This window comes from Moritella sp. 28 (assembly GCF_018219435.1).
Classification (GTDB): domain Bacteria; phylum Pseudomonadota; class Gammaproteobacteria; order Enterobacterales; family Moritellaceae; genus Moritella.
Map to the genome: position 1 here is coordinate 1,337,344 of NZ_CP056121.1, position 20,962 is coordinate 1,358,305.

Genomic DNA, 20,962 nt, shown 5'->3' on the forward strand with positions numbered 1-20,962 from the left:
AATTATATTAATCGCCTGACAATAACGCATGAAATAATCGTGCTATATAGAACTGCTCCTGAATAATGGAAAATAACGGAAGGCTTTAGCTATGATTACATTTGTCACCCCACAGCATGCGCAGGTAATTAGTGTTACCGGTAAGGCAACTTTTAGGTTGGAACTAAATGAGAAGTTGTTAGCTGATGGGCATACTATACCAGCGGGAGGTGTAATTGACATAACTCCTGGAACCGAGGTTGTTTTGCAATATGCAGATGGCTCGACTGCTATTATTAATGAACATTATTCAGAGTCTAAGGTTTTTGCATCTGATGACTTGGCTGATTTGGCAAACAAGCAAATAGATGATGAAACATTAGAAGAAATTGAAGCAATTCAAGCACTCATTAAATCGGATGCTGAATTCATTGACCCTGTTAGTACTGCTGCAGGTAATGTAAGTGATGGAGGCCGTTCTTCTGCGGTATCTTTAGAGCGGAGTGCGTCGGAAACATTAGCTGATGTGGAATTTAATACCACGGCATTTTTTAGTGTGAATGGGAATGACTTTGAAAGCGATAATTCCAGTGATGAAGGGGTTTCAGCTAATCAACTTCCTGCATTAACGGTAACATTAGGTAACGATACCGCGGTGAATGATCTAATCACCAGTGATGGAGCTCTCGTTATTGGTGGTAAGCTAGATGGTGCTACGATTGAATATAGTATTAATGGTATAGATTGGAGTAATACCTTTGTTCCAATTGAAGGCGATAATACGGTTTATGTTCGACAGGTTGATGGTTTTGGAGGAGTCTCTCTAACGACGTCCTTATCATTTGAACTCGATACACAAATAGCAGCGCCAATAGTCGAATTAGCAAACGATACGGCTAACGGTAGTGACTTAATTTCAAGTGACGGCACTCTTAATGTTTCTGGTATTGAAGCTGGAGCAGTAGTTGAATATAGTGTTGACGGCGGCAGTACTTGGACTAACAGCTTTAGTCCGGTTGAAGGCAGCAATACAGTTGCAGTTCGTCAGACTGATGTCGCGGGTAATGTCTCTAATAGCAGCGAGTTAACCTTTACATTAGACACTCAGATCAGCCCGCCTATAGTTAGATTAACTAACGATACTGCTAACGGTAGTGATTTAATTTCAAGTGATGGCACATTAGATGTGTCAGGCATCGAAAGTGGTGCAACGGTTGAATACAGCGTTAATGGCGGTGATTGGTCGACAGAATATACTCCTGTGGAAGGTGATAATAGCGTCGTTGTTCGTCAAACGGATACCGCTGGTAATAGTAGTGAAAGTACCCCTGTTGAATTTATTTTAGATACCCATGCAACTGACCCCCCGACAATAACCTTTGAATCAACCGGTGATGACGCAATTTATAACGCAGCTGAAGTTGGGGTCGATGGAACGATCACTGCAACTATCACTGTTCCTGATGATGCCGTTATTGGCGATGTTTTAACTTATATCATTGATGGCGAAAATCCTATTTCGGTTGAATTGACCGAAGTAAATATTGTGACTGGTATCAGCGTTGAAGTGGCTCCAGGCGATACGGTAACAGCGAGGGTAACTGATATTGCAGGTAATGTCTCAGCATCTGCCTCTGTATCTGCTGCAGATGCAGATTTACAAGCCGATGAAGGCACGGTAACGATTGGGACTGTGGCTGGCGATGATGTGATCAACGCAGTTGAAGCTGGCGCGGCAACTATTGCGGTAAGCGGTACCGCGACTGGCGGTGATATTAGCACTGGCGATACAGTTACCGTGACGGTAAATGGCACAGCTTACACCACAACTGTAGACGGTTCAGGTAACTACACAGTTGATGTAAATACTACAGATTTACAAGCGGATAATACCATTGATGCAAGCGTTGCTTCATCAGATAGCGCGGGTAATACCGTGGTTAGTAATGCGGTTGAGCATGCGATCTCATTCGATACAAGTGCTGATGTAGGCACAGTAACCATATCAACGGTTGCAGGCGATGATGTTATCAACGCAGTTGAAGCAGGCGCGGCAACTATCGCGGTGAGCGGTACTGCGACTGGCGGTGATATTAGCACTGGCGATACAGTTACCGTGACGGTAAATGGTACTGCTTACACAACAACAGTTGATGGTTCAGGTAACTACACAGTTGATGTGGATACTACAGATTTACAAGCTGATAATACCATTGATGCAAGCGTGGCTTCATCAGATGCAGCAGGTAATAGCGTGGTTAGTAACGCTGCAGAGCATGCTGTTACGTTTGATGCAGCAGCTGATGCAGGTACGGTAACCATATCAACGGTTGCAGGCGATGATGTGATCAACGCAGTTGAAGCTGGCGCGACAACTATCGCGGTTAACGGTACAGCGACTGGCGGCGATATCACTCCTGGCGACACGGTTACCGTGACGGTTAATAGTCAAGATTACACAACAACTGTAGACGGTTCAGGTAACTACACAGTTGACGTGGATACCACAGATTTACAAGCAGACAATACCATTGATGCAAGCGTGGCTTCATCAGATAGCGCGGGTAATACCGTGGTTAGTAATGCGGCTGAACACGCGATCTCATTCGATACAACAGTTGACGCAGGTACCATCACAATTGGGACTGTTGCGGGCGATGATGTGATCAACGCAGTTGAAGCTGGCGCGGCAACTATTGCGGTAAGCGGTACCGCGACTGGCGGTGATATTAGCACTGGCGATACAGTTACCGTGACGGTAAATGGCACCGCTTACACCACAACTGTAGACGGTTCAGGTAACTACACAGTTGATGTAAATACTACAGATTTACAAGCGGATAATACCATTGATGCAAGCGTTGCTTCATCAGATAGCGCGGGTAATACCGTGGTTAGTAATGCGGTTGAGCATGCGATCTCATTCGATACAAGTGCTGATGTAGGCACAGTAACCATATCAACGGTTGCAGGCGATGATGTTATCAACGCAGTTGAAGCAGGCGCGGCAACTATCGCGGTGAGCGGTACTGCGACTGGCGGTGATATTAGCACTGGCGATACAGTTACCGTGACGGTAAATGGTACTGCTTACACAACAACAGTTGATGGTTCAGGTAACTACACAGTTGATGTGGATACTACAGATTTACAAGCTGATAATACCATTGATGCAAGCGTGGCTTCATCAGATGCAGCAGGTAATAGCGTGGTTAGTAACGCTGCAGAGCATGCTGTTACGTTTGATGCAGCAGCTGATGCAGGTACGGTAACCATATCAACGGTTGCAGGCGATGATGTGATCAACGCAGTTGAAGCTGGCGCGACAACTATCGCGGTTAACGGTACAGCGACTGGCGGCGATATTAGCACTGGCGATACCGTAACGGTAACGGTAAATGGTCAAGATTACACGACAACAGTGGATGGTTCAGGTAACTACACGGTTGATGTAAATACCACAGATTTACAAGCAGACAATACCATTGATGCAAGCGTTGCTTCATCTGATGCTGCGGGTAATACCGTGGTAAGTAACGCTGCAGAGCATGCTGTTACTTTTGATGGTGCAGCTGATGCGGGCACAGTAACTATATCAACGGTTGCGGGCGATGATGTGATCAATGCAGTTGAAGCTGGAGCGGCAACTATCGCGGTAAGCGGTACTGCGACTGGCGGTGATATTAGCACTGGCGATACAGTTACCGTGACGGTAAATGGTCAAGATTACACAACAACGGTTGATGGTTCAGGTAACTACAGCGTTGATGTGGATACTACAGATTTACAAGCTGACAATACCATTGATGCAAGCGTGGCTTCATCAGATAGCGCGGGTAATACCGTGGTTAGTAATGCGGTTGAACATGCTGTTACGTTTGATGCAGCAGCTGATGCGGGCACAGTAACCATATCAACGGTTGCAGGCGATGATGTGATCAACGCTGTTGAAGCTGGCGCAGCGACTATTGCGGTAAGCGGTACAGCGACTGGCGGTGATATTAGCACTGGCGATACAGTTACCGTGACGGTAAATGGCCAAGATTACACAACAACAGTTGATGGTTCAGGTAACTACACAGTTGACGTAAATACTTCAGATTTACAAGCTGATAATACCATTGATGCAAGCGTGGCTTCATCAGATGCAGCAGGTAATAGCGTGGTTAGTAACGCTGCAGAGCATGCTGTTACGTTTGATGCAGCAGCTGATGCAGGTACGGTAACCATATCAACGGTTGCAGGCGATGATGTGATCAACGCAGTTGAAGCTGGCGCGACAACTATCGCGGTTAACGGTACAGCGACTGGCGGCGATATCACTCCTGGCGACACGGTTACCGTGACGGTTAATAGTCAAGATTACACAACAACAGTTGATGGTTCAGGTAACTACACAGTTGACGTAAATACCACAGATTTACAAGCAGACAATACCATTGATGCAAGCGTTGCTTCATCTGATGCAGCAGGTAATAGCGTAGTAAGTAGCGCTGTTGAACACGCGATCTCATTCGATACCACAGCTGACGCAGGTACGGTAACCATATCAACGGTTGCAGGCGATGATGTGATCAACGCAGTTGAAGCAGGCGCGGCAACTATCGCGGTGAGCGGTACTGCGACTGGCGGCGATATTAGCACTGGCGACACGGTTACCGTGACGGTAAATGGTCAAGATTACACGACAACAGTGGATGGTTCAGGTAACTACACGGTTGATGTAAATACCACAGATTTACAAGCAGACAATACCATTGATGCAAGTGTGGCTTCATCAGATGCGGCGGGTAATACCGTAGTAAGTAACGCTGCAGAGCATGCTGTTACTTTTGATGGTGCAGCTGATGCAGGTACGGTAACCATATCAACGGTTGCAGGCGATGATGTTATCAACGCAGTTGAAGCAGGCGCGGCGACTATTGCGGTAAGCGGTACAGCGAGTGGCGGTGATATTAGCACTGGCGATACAGTTACCGTGACGGTAAATGGTACTGCTTACACAACAACAGTTGATGGTTCAGGTAACTACACAGTTGATGTGGATACTACAGATTTACAAGCTGATAATACCATTGATGCAAGCGTGGCTTCATCAGATGCAGCAGGTAATAGCGTGGTTAGTAACGCTGCAGAGCATGCTGTTACGTTTGATGCAGCAGCTGATGCAGGTACGGTAACCATATCAACGGTTGCAGGCGATGATGTGATCAACGCAGTTGAAGCTGGCGCGACAACTATCGCGGTTAACGGTACAGCGACTGGCGGCGATATTAGCACTGGCGATACCGTAACGGTAACGGTAAATGGTCAAGATTACACGACAACAGTGGATGGTTCAGGTAACTACACGGTTGATGTAAATACCACAGATTTACAAGCAGACAATACCATTGATGCAAGCGTTGCTTCATCTGATGCTGCGGGTAATACCGTGGTAAGTAACGCTGCAGAGCATGCTGTTACTTTTGATGGTGCAGCTGATGCGGGCACAGTAACTATATCAACGGTTGCGGGCGATGATGTGATCAATGCAGTTGAAGCTGGAGCGGCAACTATCGCGGTAAGCGGTACAGCGACTGGCGGCGATATCACTCCTGGCGATACAGTTACCGTGACGGTAAATGGCACAGCTTACACAACAACAGTTGATGGTTCAGGTAACTACAGCGTTGATGTAAATACTACCGATTTACAAGCAGACAATACTATCGATGCAAGCGTGGCTTCATCAGATAGCGCGGGTAATACCGTAGTAAGTCATGCTGCAGAGCATGCTGTTACTTTTGATGGTGCAGCTGATGCGGGCACAGTAACTATATCAACGGTTGCGGGCGATGATGTGATCAATGCAGTTGAAGCTGGAGCGGCAACTATCGCGGTAAGCGGTACAGCGACTGGCGGTGATATTAGCACTGGCGATACAGTTACCGTGACGGTTAATGGTCAAGATTACACAACAACAGTGGATGGTTCAGGTAACTACACCGTTGATGTAAATACTACAGATTTACAAGCGGATAATACCATTGATGCAAGCGTTGCTTCATCAGATAGCGCGGGTAATACCGTGGTTAGTAATGCGGTTGAGCATGCGATCTCATTCGATACAAGTGCTGATGCAGGTACGGTAACCATATCAACTGTTGCGGGCGATGATGTGATCAACGCAGTTGAAGCTGGCGCGGCGACTATTGCGCTAAGCGGTACAGCGAGTGGCGGTGATATTAGCACTGGCGATACAGTTACCGTGACGATTAATGGCACAGCTTACACCACAACTGTAGACGGTTCAGGTAACTACACGGTTGATGTAAATACCACAGATTTACAAGCAGACAATACCATTGATGCAAGCGTGGCTTCATCAGATAGCGCGGGTAATAGCGTGGTTAGTAATGCGCTTGAACATGCGATCTCATTCGATACAAGTGCTGATGCAGGCACAGTAACCATATCAACGGTTGCAGGCGATGATGTTATCAACGCAGTTGAAGCTGGCGCGACAACTATCGTGGTTAACGGTACAGCGACTGGCGGCGATATCACTCCTGGCGATACAGTTACCGTGACGGTAAATGGCACAGCTTACACAACAACAGTTGATGGTTCAGGTAACTACAGCGTTGATGTAAATACTACCGATTTACAAGCAGACAATACTATCGATGCAAGCGTGGCTTCATCAGATAGCGCGGGTAATACCGTAGTAAGTCATGCTGCAGAGCATGCTGTTACTTTTGATGGTGCAGCTGATGCGGGCACAGTAACTATATCAACGGTTGCGGGCGATGATGTGATCAATGCAGTTGAAGCTGGAGCGGCAACTATCGCGGTAAGCGGTACAGCGACTGGCGGTGATATTAGCACTGGCGATACAGTTACCGTGACGGTAAATGGTCAAGATTACACAACAACGGTTGATGGTTCAGGTAACTACAGCGTTGATGTGGATACCACAGATTTACAAGCTGACAATACCATTGATGCAAGTGTGGCTTCATCAGATAGCGCGGGTAATACCGTGGTTAGTAATGCGGTTGAGCATGCGATCTCATTCGATACAAGTGCTGATGCAGGTACGGTAACCATATCAACTGTTGCGGGCGATGATGTGATCAACGCAGTTGAAGCTGGCGCGGCGACTATTGCGGTAAGCGGTACAGCGAGTGGCGGTGATATTAGCACTGGCGACACGGTTACCGTGACGATTAATGGCACAGCTTACACCACAACTGTAGACGGTTCAGGTAACTACACGGTTGATGTAAATACCCCAGATTTACAAGCAGACAATACCATTGATGCAAGCGTTGCTTCATCAGATAGCGCGGGTAATACAGTTGTCAGCAACGCTGTTGAGCACGCGATCTCATTCGATACCACAGCTGACGCAGGTACGGTAACCATATCAACGGTTGCAGGCGATGATGTTATCAACGCAGTTGAAGCAGGCGCGGCAACTATCGCGGTAAGCGGTACAGCGACTGGCGGCGATATTAGCACTGGCGACACGGTTACCGTGACGGTAAATGGTCAAGATTACACAACAACGGTTGATGGTTCAGGTAACTACAGCGTTGATGTGGATACTACAGATTTACAAGCTGACAATACCATTGATGCAAGCGTGGCTTCATCAGATGCAGCAGGTAATACCGTGGTTAGTAATGCGGCTGAACACGCGATCTCATTCGATACAAGTGCTGATGCAGGTACGGTAACCATATCAACGGTTGCAGGCGATGATGTTATCAACGCAGTTGAAGCAGGCGCGGCAACTATCGCGGTAAGCGGTACAGCGACTGGCGGTGATATCACTCCTGGCGATACAGTTACCGTGACGGTAAATGGCCAAGATTACACAACAACAGTAGACGGTTCAGGTAACTACACAGTTGATGTAAATACTACAGATTTACAAGCGGATAATACCATTGATGCAAGCGTGGCGTCATCAGATAGCGCGGGTAATACCGTGGTTAGTCATGCGGCTGAACATGCTGTTACGTTTGATGCAGCAGCTGATGCGGGTACGGTAACCATATCAACGGTTGCAGGCGATGATGTTATCAATGCCATAGAAGCTGGCGCGACAACTATCGCGGTTAACGGTACAGCGACTGGCGGCGATATTAGCACTGGCGATACCGTAACGGTAACGGTAAATGGCACAGCTTACACCACAACTGTAGACGGTTCAGGTAACTACACAGTTGATGTGGATACTACAGATTTACAAGCTGACAATACCATTGATGCAAGCGTGGCTTCATCAGATGCAGCAGGTAATACCGTAGTAAGTAATGCGGTTGAACACGCGATCTCATTCGATACAAGTGCTGATGCTGGCACGGTAACGATTGGGACGGTTGCAGGCGATGATGTTATCAATGCAGTTGAAGCTGGCGCGGCGACTATTGCGGTAAGCGGTACTGCGACTGGCGGTGATATTAGCACTGGCGATACAGTTACCGTGACGGTTAATGGTCAAGATTACACAACAACGGTTGATGGTTCAGGTAACTACAGCGTTGATGTGGATACCACAGATTTACAAGCTGACAATACGATTGATGCAAGCGTGGCTTCATCAGATAGCGCGGGTAATAGCGTGGTTAGTAATGCGCTTGAACATGCGATCTCATTCGATACCACAGCTGACGCAGGTACCATCACAATTGGGACTGTTGCAGGCGATGATGTTATCAATGCAGTTGAAGCTGGCGCGGCAACTATTGCGGTTAACGGCACTGCGACTGGCGGTGATATTAGCACTGGCGATACCGTAACGGTAACGGTAAATGGCACAGCTTACACCACAACTGTAGACGGTTCAGGTAACTACACAGTTGATGTGGATACTACAGATTTACAAGCTGACAATACCATTGATGCAAGCGTGGCTTCATCAGATGCAGCAGGTAATACCGTAGTAAGTAATGCGGTTGAACACGCGATCTCATTCGATACAAGTGCTGATGCTGGCACGGTAACGATTGGGACGGTTGCAGGCGATGATGTTATCAATGCAGTTGAAGCTGGCGCGGCGACTATTGCGGTAAGCGGTACTGCGACTGGCGGTGATATTAGCACTGGCGATACAGTTACCGTGACGGTTAATGGCACAGCTTACACCACAACTGTAGACGGTTCAGGTAACTACACGGTTGATGTAAATACCACAGATTTACAAGCAGACAATACCATTGATGCAAGCGTTGCTTCATCAGATAGCGCGGGTAATACCGTGGTTAGTAACGCTGCAGAGCATGCTGTTACGTTTGATGCAGCAGCTGATGCAGGCACAGTAACCATATCAACGGTTGCGGGCGATGATGTGATCAACGCAGTTGAAGCTGGCGCGGCAACTATCGCGGTAAGCGGCACTGCGACTGGCGGTGATATTAGCACTGGCGATACAGTTACCGTGACGGTTAATGGTCAAGATTACACAACAACAGTGGATGGTTCAGGTAACTACACCGTTGATGTAAATACTACAGATTTACAAGCTGACAATACGATTGATGCAAGCGTGGCTTCATCAGATAGCGCGGGTAATAGCGTGGTTAGTAATGCGCTTGAACATGCGATCTCATTCGATACAACAGCTGACGCAGGTACCATCACAATTGGGACTGTTGCAGGTGATGATGTGATCAACGCAGTTGAAGCAGGCGCGACAACTATCGTGGTTAACGGTACAGCGACTGGCGGCGATATCACTCCTGGCGATACAGTTACCGTGACGGTAAATGGCACAGCTTACACAACAGCAGTTGATGGATCAGGTAACTACACAGTTGACGTGGATACCACAGATTTACAAGCAGACAATACCATTGATGCAAGCGTGGCTTCATCAGATAGCGCGGGTAATACCGTGGTTAGTAACGCTGTTGAGCACGCGATCTCATTCGATACCACAGCTGACGCAGGTACGGTAACCATATCAACGGTTGCAGGCGATGATGTTATCAACGCAGTTGAAGCTGGCGCGGCAACTATCGCGGTAAGCGGTACAGCGACTGGCGGCGATATTAGCACTGGCGACACGGTTACCGTGACGGTAAATGGTCAAGATTACACAACAACGGTTGATGGTTCAGGTAACTACAGCGTTGATGTAAATACTACCGATTTACAAGCAGACAATACTATCGATGCAAGCGTGGCTTCATCAGATAGCGCGGGTAATACCGTAGTAAGTCATGCTGCAGAGCATGCTGTTACTTTTGATGGTGCAGCTGATGCGGGCACAGTAACTATATCAACGGTTGCGGGCGATGATGTTATCAATGCAGTTGAAGCTGGCGCGGCGACTATTGCGGTAAGCGGTACAGCGAGTGGCGGTGATATTAGCACTGGCGATACAGTTACCGTGACGATTAATGGCACAGCTTACACCACAACTGTAGACGGTTCAGGTAACTACACAGTTGACGTGGATACCACAGATTTACAAGCTGACAATACCATTGATGCAAGCGTGGCTTCATCAGATGCGGCGGGTAATACGGTTGTTAGTAACGCTGCAGAGCATGCTGTTACTTTTGATGGTGCAGCTGATGCGGGCACAGTAACTATATCAACGGTTGCGGGCGATGATGTGATCAATGCAGTTGAAGCCGGAGCGGCAACTATCGCGGTAAGCGGTACTGCGACTGGCGGTGATATTAGCACTGGCGACACGGTTACCGTGACGGTAAATGGTACTGCTTATACAACAACGGTTGATGGATCAGGTAACTACACAGTTGACGTGGATACCACAGATTTACAAGCAGACAATACCATTGATGCAAGCGTGGCTTCATCAGATAGCGCGGGTAATACCGTGGTTAGTAATGCGGTTGAGCATGCGATCTCATTCGATACAAGTGCTGATGCAGGTACGGTAACCATATCAACGGTTGCAGGCGATGATGTTATCAACGCAGTTGAAGCAGGCGCGGCGACTATCGAGGTAAGCGGCACTGCAACTGGCGGTGATATTAGCACTGGCGATACAGTTACCGTGACGGTAAATGGCACTGCTTATACCACAACTGTAGACGGTTCTGGTAACTACACAGTTGACGTATATACCACAGATTTACAAGTTGATAATACCATTGATGCAAGCGTGGCTTCATCAGATGCAGCAGGTAATACCGTAGTAAGTAATGCGGCTGAACACGCGATCTCATTCGATACAACAGCTGACGCAGGTACCATCACAATTGGGACTGTTGCAGGTGATGATGTGATCAACGCAGTTGAAGCTAGCGCGGCAACTGTCGCAGTAAGCGGTACTGCGACTGGCGGAGATATTAGCACTGGCGATACGGTTACCGTGACGGTAAATGGCACTGCTTATACTACAACTGTAGACGGTTCAGGTAACTACACAGTTGACGTGGATACAACAGATTTACAAGCAGACAATACTATCGATGCAAGCGTGGCTTCATCAGATAGCGCGGGTAATACCGTAGTAAGTCATGCTGCAGAGCATGCTGTTACTTTTGATGGTGCAGCTGATGCGGGCACAGTAACTATATCAACGGTTGCGGGCGATGATGTGATCAATGCAGTTGAAGCTGGAGCGGCAACTATCGCGGTAAGCGGTACAGCGACTGGCGGTGATATTAGCACTGGCGATACAGTTACCGTGACGGTAAATGGTCAAGATTACACAACAACGGTTGATGGTTCAGGTAACTACAGCGTTGATGTGGATACCACAGATTTACAAGCTGACAATACCATTGATGCAAGTGTGGCTTCATCAGATAGCGCGGGTAATACCGTGGTTAGTAATGCGGTTGAGCATGCGATCTCATTCGATACAAGTGCTGATGCAGGTACGGTAACCATATCAACTGTTGCGGGCGATGATGTGATCAACGCAGTTGAAGCTGGCGCGGCGACTATTGCGGTAAGCGGTACAGCGAGTGGCGGTGATATTAGCACTGGCGACACGGTTACCGTGACGATTAATGGCACAGCTTACACCACAACTGTAGACGGTTCAGGTAACTACACGGTTGATGTAAATACCCCAGATTTACAAGCAGACAATACCATTGATGCAAGCGTTGCTTCATCAGATAGCGCGGGTAATACAGTTGTCAGCAACGCTGTTGAGCACGCGATCTCATTCGATACCACAGCTGACGCAGGTACGGTAACCATATCAACGGTTGCAGGCGATGATGTTATCAACGCAGTTGAAGCAGGCGCGGCAACTATCGCGGTAAGCGGTACAGCGACTGGCGGCGATATTAGCACTGGCGACACGGTTACCGTGACGGTAAATGGTCAAGATTACACAACAACGGTTGATGGTTCAGGTAACTACAGCGTTGATGTGGATACTACAGATTTACAAGCTGACAATACCATTGATGCAAGCGTGGCTTCATCAGATGCAGCAGGTAATACCGTGGTTAGTAATGCGGCTGAACACGCGATCTCATTCGATACAAGTGCTGATGCAGGTACGGTAACCATATCAACGGTTGCAGGCGATGATGTTATCAACGCAGTTGAAGCAGGCGCGGCAACTATCGCGGTAAGCGGTACAGCGACTGGCGGTGATATCACTCCTGGCGATACAGTTACCGTGACGGTAAATGGCCAAGATTACACAACAACAGTAGACGGTTCAGGTAACTACACAGTTGATGTAAATACTACAGATTTACAAGCGGATAATACCATTGATGCAAGCGTGGCGTCATCAGATAGCGCGGGTAATACCGTGGTTAGTCATGCGGCTGAACATGCTGTTACGTTTGATGCAGCAGCTGATGCGGGTACGGTAACCATATCAACGGTTGCAGGCGATGATGTTATCAATGCCATAGAAGCTGGCGCGACAACTATCGCGGTTAACGGTACAGCGACTGGCGGCGATATCACTCCTGGCGATACAGTTACCGTGACGGTAAATGGCACAGCTTACACAACAACAGTTGATGGTTCAGGTAACTACAGCGTTGATGTAAATACTACCGATTTACAAGCAGACAATACTATCGATGCAAGCGTGGCTTCATCAGATAGCGCGGGTAATACCGTAGTAAGTCATGCTGCAGAGCATGCTGTTACTTTTGATGGTGCAGCTGATGCGGGCACAGTAACTATATCAACGGTTGCGGGCGATGATGTGATCAATGCAGTTGAAGCTGGAGCGGCAACTATCGCGGTAAGCGGTACAGCGACTGGCGGTGATATTAGCACTGGCGATACAGTTACCGTGACGGTTAATGGTCAAGATTACACAACAACAGTGGATGGTTCAGGTAACTACACCGTTGATGTAAATACTACAGATTTACAAGCGGATAATACCATTGATGCAAGCGTTGCTTCATCAGATAGCGCGGGTAATACCGTGGTTAGTAATGCGGTTGAGCATGCGATCTCATTCGATACAAGTGCTGATGCAGGTACGGTAACCATATCAACTGTTGCGGGCGATGATGTGATCAACGCAGTTGAAGCTGGCGCGGCGACTATTGCGCTAAGCGGTACAGCGAGTGGCGGTGATATTAGCACTGGCGATACAGTTACCGTGACGGTAAATGGCACTGCTTATACCACAACTGTAGACGGTTCTGGTAACTACACAGTTGACGTATATACCACAGATTTACAAGTTGATAATACCATTGATGCAAGCGTGGCTTCATCAGATGCAGCAGGTAATACCGTAGTAAGTAATGCGGCTGAACATGCGATCTCATTCGATACAAGTGCTGATGCAGGCACAGTAACCATATCAACGGTTGCAGGCGATGATGTTATCAACGCAGTTGAAGCTGGCGCGACAACTATCGTGGTTAACGGTACAGCGACTGGCGGCGATATCACTCCTGGCGATACAGTTACCGTGACGGTAAATGGCACAGCTTACACAACAACAGTTGATGGTTCAGGTAACTACAGCGTTGATGTAAATACTACCGATTTACAAGCAGACAATACTATCGATGCAAGCGTGGCTTCATCAGATAGCGCGGGTAATACCGTGGTTAGTAATGCGGCTGAACACGCGATCTCATTCGATACCACAGCTGACGCCGGTACCATCACAATTGGGACTGTTGCAGGTGATGATGTGATCAATGCAGTTGAAGCTGGAGCGGCAACTATCGCGGTAAGCGGTACTGCGACTGGCGGTGATATTAGCACTGGCGATACAGTTACCGTGATGGTAAATGGCACAGCTTACACAACAACAGTTGATGGTTCAGGTAACTACAGCGTTGATGTAAATACTACCGATTTACAAGCAGACAATACTATCGATGCAAGCGTGGCTTCATCAGATAGCGCGGGTAATACCGTAGTAAGTCATGCTGCAGAGCATGCTGTTACTTTTGATGGTGCAGCTGATGCGGGCACAGTAACTATATCAACGGTTGCGGGCGATGATGTGATCAATGCAGTTGAAGCTGGAGCGGCAACTATCGCGGTAAGCGGTACTGCGACTGGCGGTGATATTAGCACTGGCGATACAGTTACCGTGACGGTTAATGGTCAAGATTACACAACAACGGTTGATGGATCAGGTAACTACACAGTTGACGTGGATACCACAGATTTACAAGCAGACAATACCATTGATGCAAGCGTGGCTTCATCAGATAGCGCGGGTAATACCGTGGTTAGTAATGCGGCTGAACACGCGATCTCATTCGATACCACAGCTGACGCCGGTACCATCACAATTGGGACTGTTGCGGGCGATGATGTGATCAACGCAGTTGAAGCTAGCGCGGCAACTATCGCAGTAAGCGGTACTGCGACTGGCGGTGATATTAGCACTGGCGATACAGTTACCGTGACGGTAAATGGCACAGCTTACACCACAACTGTAGATGGTTCAGGTAACTACACAGTTGACGTAAATACCACAGATTTACAAGCGGATAATACCATTGATGCAAGCGTTGCTTCATCAGATGCAGCAGGTAATACCGTAGTAAGTAACGCGGTTGAACACGCGATCTCATTCGATACAAGTGCTGATGCTGGCACGGTAACTATATCAACGGTTGCGGGCGATGATGTGATCAATGCAGTTGAAGCTGGAGCGGCAACTATCGCGGTAAGCGGTACAGCGACTGGCGGCGATATCACTCCTGGCGATACAGTTACCGTGACGGTAAATGGCACAGCTTACACAACAACAGTTGATGGTTCAGGTAACTACAGCGTTGATGTAAATACTACCGATTTACAAGCAGACAATACTATCGATGCAAGCGTGGCTTCATCAGATAGCGCGGGTAATACCGTAGTAAGTCATGCTGCAGAGCATGCTGTTACTTTTGATGGTGCAGCTGATGCGGGCACAGTAACTATATCAACGGTTGCGGGCGATGATGTGATCAATGCAGTTGAAGCTGGAGCGGCAACTATCGCGGTAAGCGGTACAGCGACTGGCGGTGATATTAGCACTGGCGATACAGTTACCGTGACGGTTAATGGTCAAGATTACACAACAACAGTGGATGGTTCAGGTAACTACACCGTTGATGTAAATACTACAGATTTACAAGCGGATAATACCATTGATGCAAGCGTTGCTTCATCAGATAGCGCGGGTAATACCGTGGTTAGTAATGCGGTTGAGCATGCGATCTCATTCGATACAAGTGCTGATGCAGGTACGGTAACCATATCAACTGTTGCGGGCGATGATGTGATCAACGCAGTTGAAGCTGGCGCGGCGACTATTGCGCTAAGCGGTACAGCGAGTGGCGGTGATATTAGCACTGGCGATACAGTTACCGTGACGATTAATGGCACAGCTTACACCACAACTGTAGACGGTTCAGGTAACTACACGGTTGATGTAAATACCACAGATTTACAAGCAGACAATACCATTGATGCAAGCGTTGCTTCATCTGATGCTGCGGGTAATACCGTGGTAAGTAACGCTGCAGAGCATGCTGTTACTTTTGATGGTGCAGCTGATGCGGGCACAGTAACTATATCAACGGTTGCGGGCGATGATGTGATCAATGCAGTTGAAGCTGGAGCGGCAACTATCGCGGTAAGCGGTACAGCGACTGGCGGCGATATCACTCCTGGCGATACAGTTACCGTGACGGTAAATGGCACAGCTTACACAACAACAGTTGATGGTTCAGGTAACTACAGCGTTGATGTAAATACTACCGATTTACAAGCAGACAATACTATCGATGCAAGCGTGGCTTCATCAGATAGCGCGGGTAATACCGTAGTAAGTCATGCTGCAGAGCATGCTGTTACTTTTGATACAACAGTCTCAGCAAACACAATTACAATTGCGGCGATAACTGATGACACTGGCCTTGATAGTAATGACTTTAAAACAACGGATACCAACCTAATTGTTAATGGTAGTCTAGCTAATACACTACAGTCAGATGAAACTCTACAAATAAGCACAGATAACGGCGCAACTTGGGTTGATGTGAGCAGCGTTTCTGGCACTACCTGGAGCCATGATGATACAGCTAATACGCATACAGCGGATTTCGATTACGAGATGCGTATCGTTGATATTGCAGGTAATCAAGGTGCTACAGCAGAGCAAACTGTCGAAATAAATATAGCGCCTACAACGACAGCTGCGGCTATCGATGCTACCGAGGATGCCCCTTACATACTGAATGTAAGTGACTTTAATTTCGCAGATAGCGATGCCAGTGATGCATTAGTGAGTATTCGTATTGATAGCTTGCCCAGTGATGGGGAGCTGCAATTATATGATGGTTCGAGTTGGAATAGTGTCACAAATGGTCAAACGGTATCTATTACAGATATTAATGCCGATAATTTACGTTTTGTGAATGATGAGCATGAATCGGGGCAAGGTTATAGTGATTTTGATTTTAGTGTATCAGATGGTGCAGAGTGGAGTAATTCGGTAACTGCAACAGTGAATGTTGAAGCGGTCGCCGATGTACCGACATTAACAGTATCAAGCGGTGTGGTGAGTTCTGCAAATTATGTAGCCCCTCAAGGTGCAGGTTTGTCAGTTGAAACATTTAATAATGTAACGGCGTTTAATATATCTGATGTATCTGGCAGTAACGCTGGTTACATGGAACAGGCTCTGGCGAATGAAACACCAGACAGTACCGAGAATTTGCTATCACTTACTGACGCAGGCGGAACAATTAACTTAGCCACGGATAGTGCTGTTAAAGCTACTGGTTTAATTTACCTTGAAGCTGGCATTAGTTATGAGTTTACCGGTTATCGTGATGATACTTTCCATATGGAGATCGGCGGCGAGCAAGTATTTTCTCAAGGATTTGACAGTTGGGGGAATTACACATCGACGGCATTTGTACCATCTGAATCTGGTTATTACAGCTTTGAGATGTATGCTTATAACGCTTCTGGTGTCGGTTCTTATGATGTAAGTGTTAAAATTAATGGTGGCGCAGAGCAAGAGTTATCAGTATTACCAACGTATGCAGATATTAACGAAGTTAATTCGTTAGATGGCCAACATAGTGGATATGCCGAGAATAGCAATAATGATGGAGGATTTTATCCTGTACGCTTGAATGAAGGTATCGAAGATACTGATATTTCACTTTCAAGTGTTAATGCGGATTTTGTTGATCTAGATGGTTCAGAAAGTTTTGCTATAACGGTGAGTGGTGTGCCAGTCGGTGCCGTTATCAGTGATGGTACTAATTCTGTCACCAGTGGTGGTTCTGTAATTGATATCAGTGATTGGGATTTAAGTACATTAACATTTAATGGGCTAGCTACGGGTGATAGTACAACGCACACATTAAGTTTTACAGCTACCTCAACTGAGGCAAATGGTACTGGTGCGAATGAAACCGCATCGACGAGTGTTGACCTTAATGTGGTTGTAATTGATAGTGCTCCAGTATCTATGGATGACCTTGATAGTGTCGGTTACGGTGGTACGATTTATGGTAATGTGATCTCCGGAGCAGGTGGTCAAGATGACGGTGCTGATACATTAGGTGCTGATACTGTTACTTTAACGAGTGTAAATGGCCAAAATTTAGTTAACGGTGAATTAACGCTGGATACTGCTAATGGTTTAATAATTTTTCATGATGATGGCAGTTATCAGTACACTTCTGACTTGGCTGATACAGCTATTGCTAATGGAAACTTAGAATCATCTAGTTGGAATGATTCGGGTATTACTATTTACGGTTTTAATGACTTTAATGCAGATTCTTCTAATGTTTATCAGAGTGATTCACCTCAGTTAGGACTAAACCCAAGTAATCTTAATAGCGCGACAAATACTGCACATTCAAATATTTCAAGTAATGGTATTGGTGTTGGTACTGGTAATTCTTCTACGGTTGGTCATGGTGAATCAATCGTACTTGATTTAGGTGTTGCAACTAAAAAAGTGAATTTAAGTTTTGCTGAATTAAGTAATAATGAGTACATCAGTGTTTATGGTTATGATGCCAGTGGTAATGTCGTTGATAGTATCAAATGGGTAAGTGGAGAGCTTGACAATACAGTATCTGAAGAATTTATGTTTAGCACGGAAGTGTCCTACATCTCCGTATACCAGCATAATAATTCTAGCGTTGTATTAACAGGCGCTGTTATCCCAGCAGATCACGGCGTAATTCCAGATGAAACATTTGATTACAATATTGTTGATTCGGATGGTGACAGCAGTGATGCAACCTTAACGATTGAACATTCTGGCGATTCAACCGCATTTGATGATAGCGGAACTGTATTTGAATCAGGTCTAACAGATGGCACTGCTGAGGGCGTTTCAACAACGGTTCTCACTGGTAATTTATTAGATAATGATGCGGGTATTGGTGCGTCAACAGTAATAACTTCTGTGGACGGGGTTGCACCTGGTTCTAGCTCAAGTGTCACGGTTAATATGGACCAAGGTTTATTAACTGTTTATGTCGAAGATGACGGTAGTCATAGAGCGGGCGATTATACTTATACCTTAACTAATGCAGTTCAAGTTGCCGGTAATGGTACTGTAGATACTATTAATTATCAGTTAACGGATCAAAATAGCGGACACCAAACTACCGCACAATTCAATGTCAATATTGTCGATGATGCACCTGTAGCCAACAATGTTGAGTTGACTCTGGAAGCCGCATCAGAAGCATATACCGTCAATTTAACCGTTGTATTAGACAAATCTGGTTCAATGGGATGGTCAGCTGGCGATGGTACAGGGCGTACTCGTATGGAAGTCGCCAAAGAAGCGATCACGAGTATGCTTGCAGAGTATGACAAAGTGGGTAATGTTAATGTCCAATTTGTTGCCTTCAATTATGCAGCGACTAAGTCACCGTGGTTTGAAGATGATTTATTTACAGCTATGGATTATTTAGAAACTCAAATTATCCCGGGAAGTGTGACGTACTATGATGAAGCCCTAAATTCAGTTATGGACAATTACCAAGCTCCTACAGGTAATGCGGCTGATAAATCACTTGTTTACTTTATTTCTGATGGTGCACCAACCTCAGGTCATGGCATTGATGGTACAGATCAAGCAACTTGGGAAGGTTTCCTTGATAATAATAATATCGATACCTCATTTTCGATTGGTATTGGTGCTAGCACTTCATTAAATGAATTAAATCCTATTGGTTATCCGAATACGAATGATAGTGGTGAACTCGAACCAAATACTATCAAAATCTCATCAGCTGCTGAGCTATCTGATACTTTATTGAGTACGATTGATAGCGGTATTCTTAGCGGTAACGTTTCATTACTGGCTGCAAGTGGAAATGCAGGTGCTGCTTTAGGTGCTGATGGTGGCTACATATCAACAATTACTATCGATGGTGTGGTTTATACCTATCAACCTGGTGATGCAAACTCGGTAATATCAGTTGTAACAGAGAAAGGGGGGACTCTGACCTTAGACTTAGCTACCTTAAATTACAGCTACAATATTGAATTAGACGAAAGTATTACTGGTGAACAAGATATTTTTGAAATCACGATTGTCGATAATGATGGCGATAGTACACAGCTTAATATGACGATCAATTTGGAATATCAAGCAAATCTTGACGCTAATCGAGATCTAATCCTAACTAACCAAAATGGTGTTACAACATTAGAGATCCCTACGTTGGCATTAATGCACAACGACACCAAAGGAGCATCAGCTGAAATCTCATCTATCAGTGATGAGGTAAATGCAACGGTTATTGGTAATGGTACACCGCTTGAGACTATTCAGGTCACTGTTGCTTCAGGTAGTAATATTAATGACGTAAGTTTCGGCTATACATTAAATAATAGCGGTGCAAATGATCAAGCTGAAATCACATTTGAAGAAGTCAGTGGTGCAACTATCACTGGTGGTGAATTCGATGAAATCCTGCTTGGTGGTGATAATGCGGATATGCTTATTGGTAATGCGGGTGATGATTCTTTAGTTGCTGGTGCTGGTGACGATGACCTCAGTGGCGGTATTGGCGATGATTTATTAATGGGCCAAGATGGCGGAGATACGTTAAGTGGCGGAGCTGATGATGATATATTAATTGGTGGCGCAGGTAATGACATATTAACGGGTGGCACAGGTATTGATACTGCAGTTTGGTTGGATGGTGATCAGGGGACCGAGCAAGCGCCAGCCGTTGACCATATTACCGATTTTAATATAAGTGAAGATAAGCTCGATCTTAGTGATTTATTACAAAGTGTAAATAGCGGAGAGCTTGATGATTACCTTGACTTTAGCTTTGCCACTGCAACGGGTGGTACCGTTACTACAACTATAAATATTCATACAGAAGGTGCTGGTTCTGCAGTCAGCCAAGTGATTATTTTGGATAGTGTAGATCTCAGAGACGCTTATACAAATGTGGATATTACCAGTCCTAGCGGCATTAATAGCATATTAGATGATGTTGCAGACCCATTGATCTTCTAAATCAACAGGTTTGTTTATTAAGGAATTTGAGGGAAATAT

At 46.1% G+C, this 20,962-nt stretch carries 1 protein-coding gene; it reads left to right on the forward strand.

The features are described from left to right. Nucleotides 1-91 precede the first annotated feature (91 nt). Nucleotides 92-20,923, forward strand: coding sequence for an Ig-like domain-containing protein (locus HWV02_RS06080; RefSeq protein WP_211689952.1), 20,832 nt, complete (start codon nucleotides 92-94; stop codon nucleotides 20,921-20,923). The last annotated feature ends 39 nt before the right edge of the window (nucleotides 20,924-20,962 follow it).

Coding starts and splice junctions, on each gene's coding strand:
- HWV02_RS06080 (WP_211689952.1), top strand. CDS start 92: ATGATTACATTTGTCACCCCACAGCATGCGCAGGTAATTAGTGTTACC.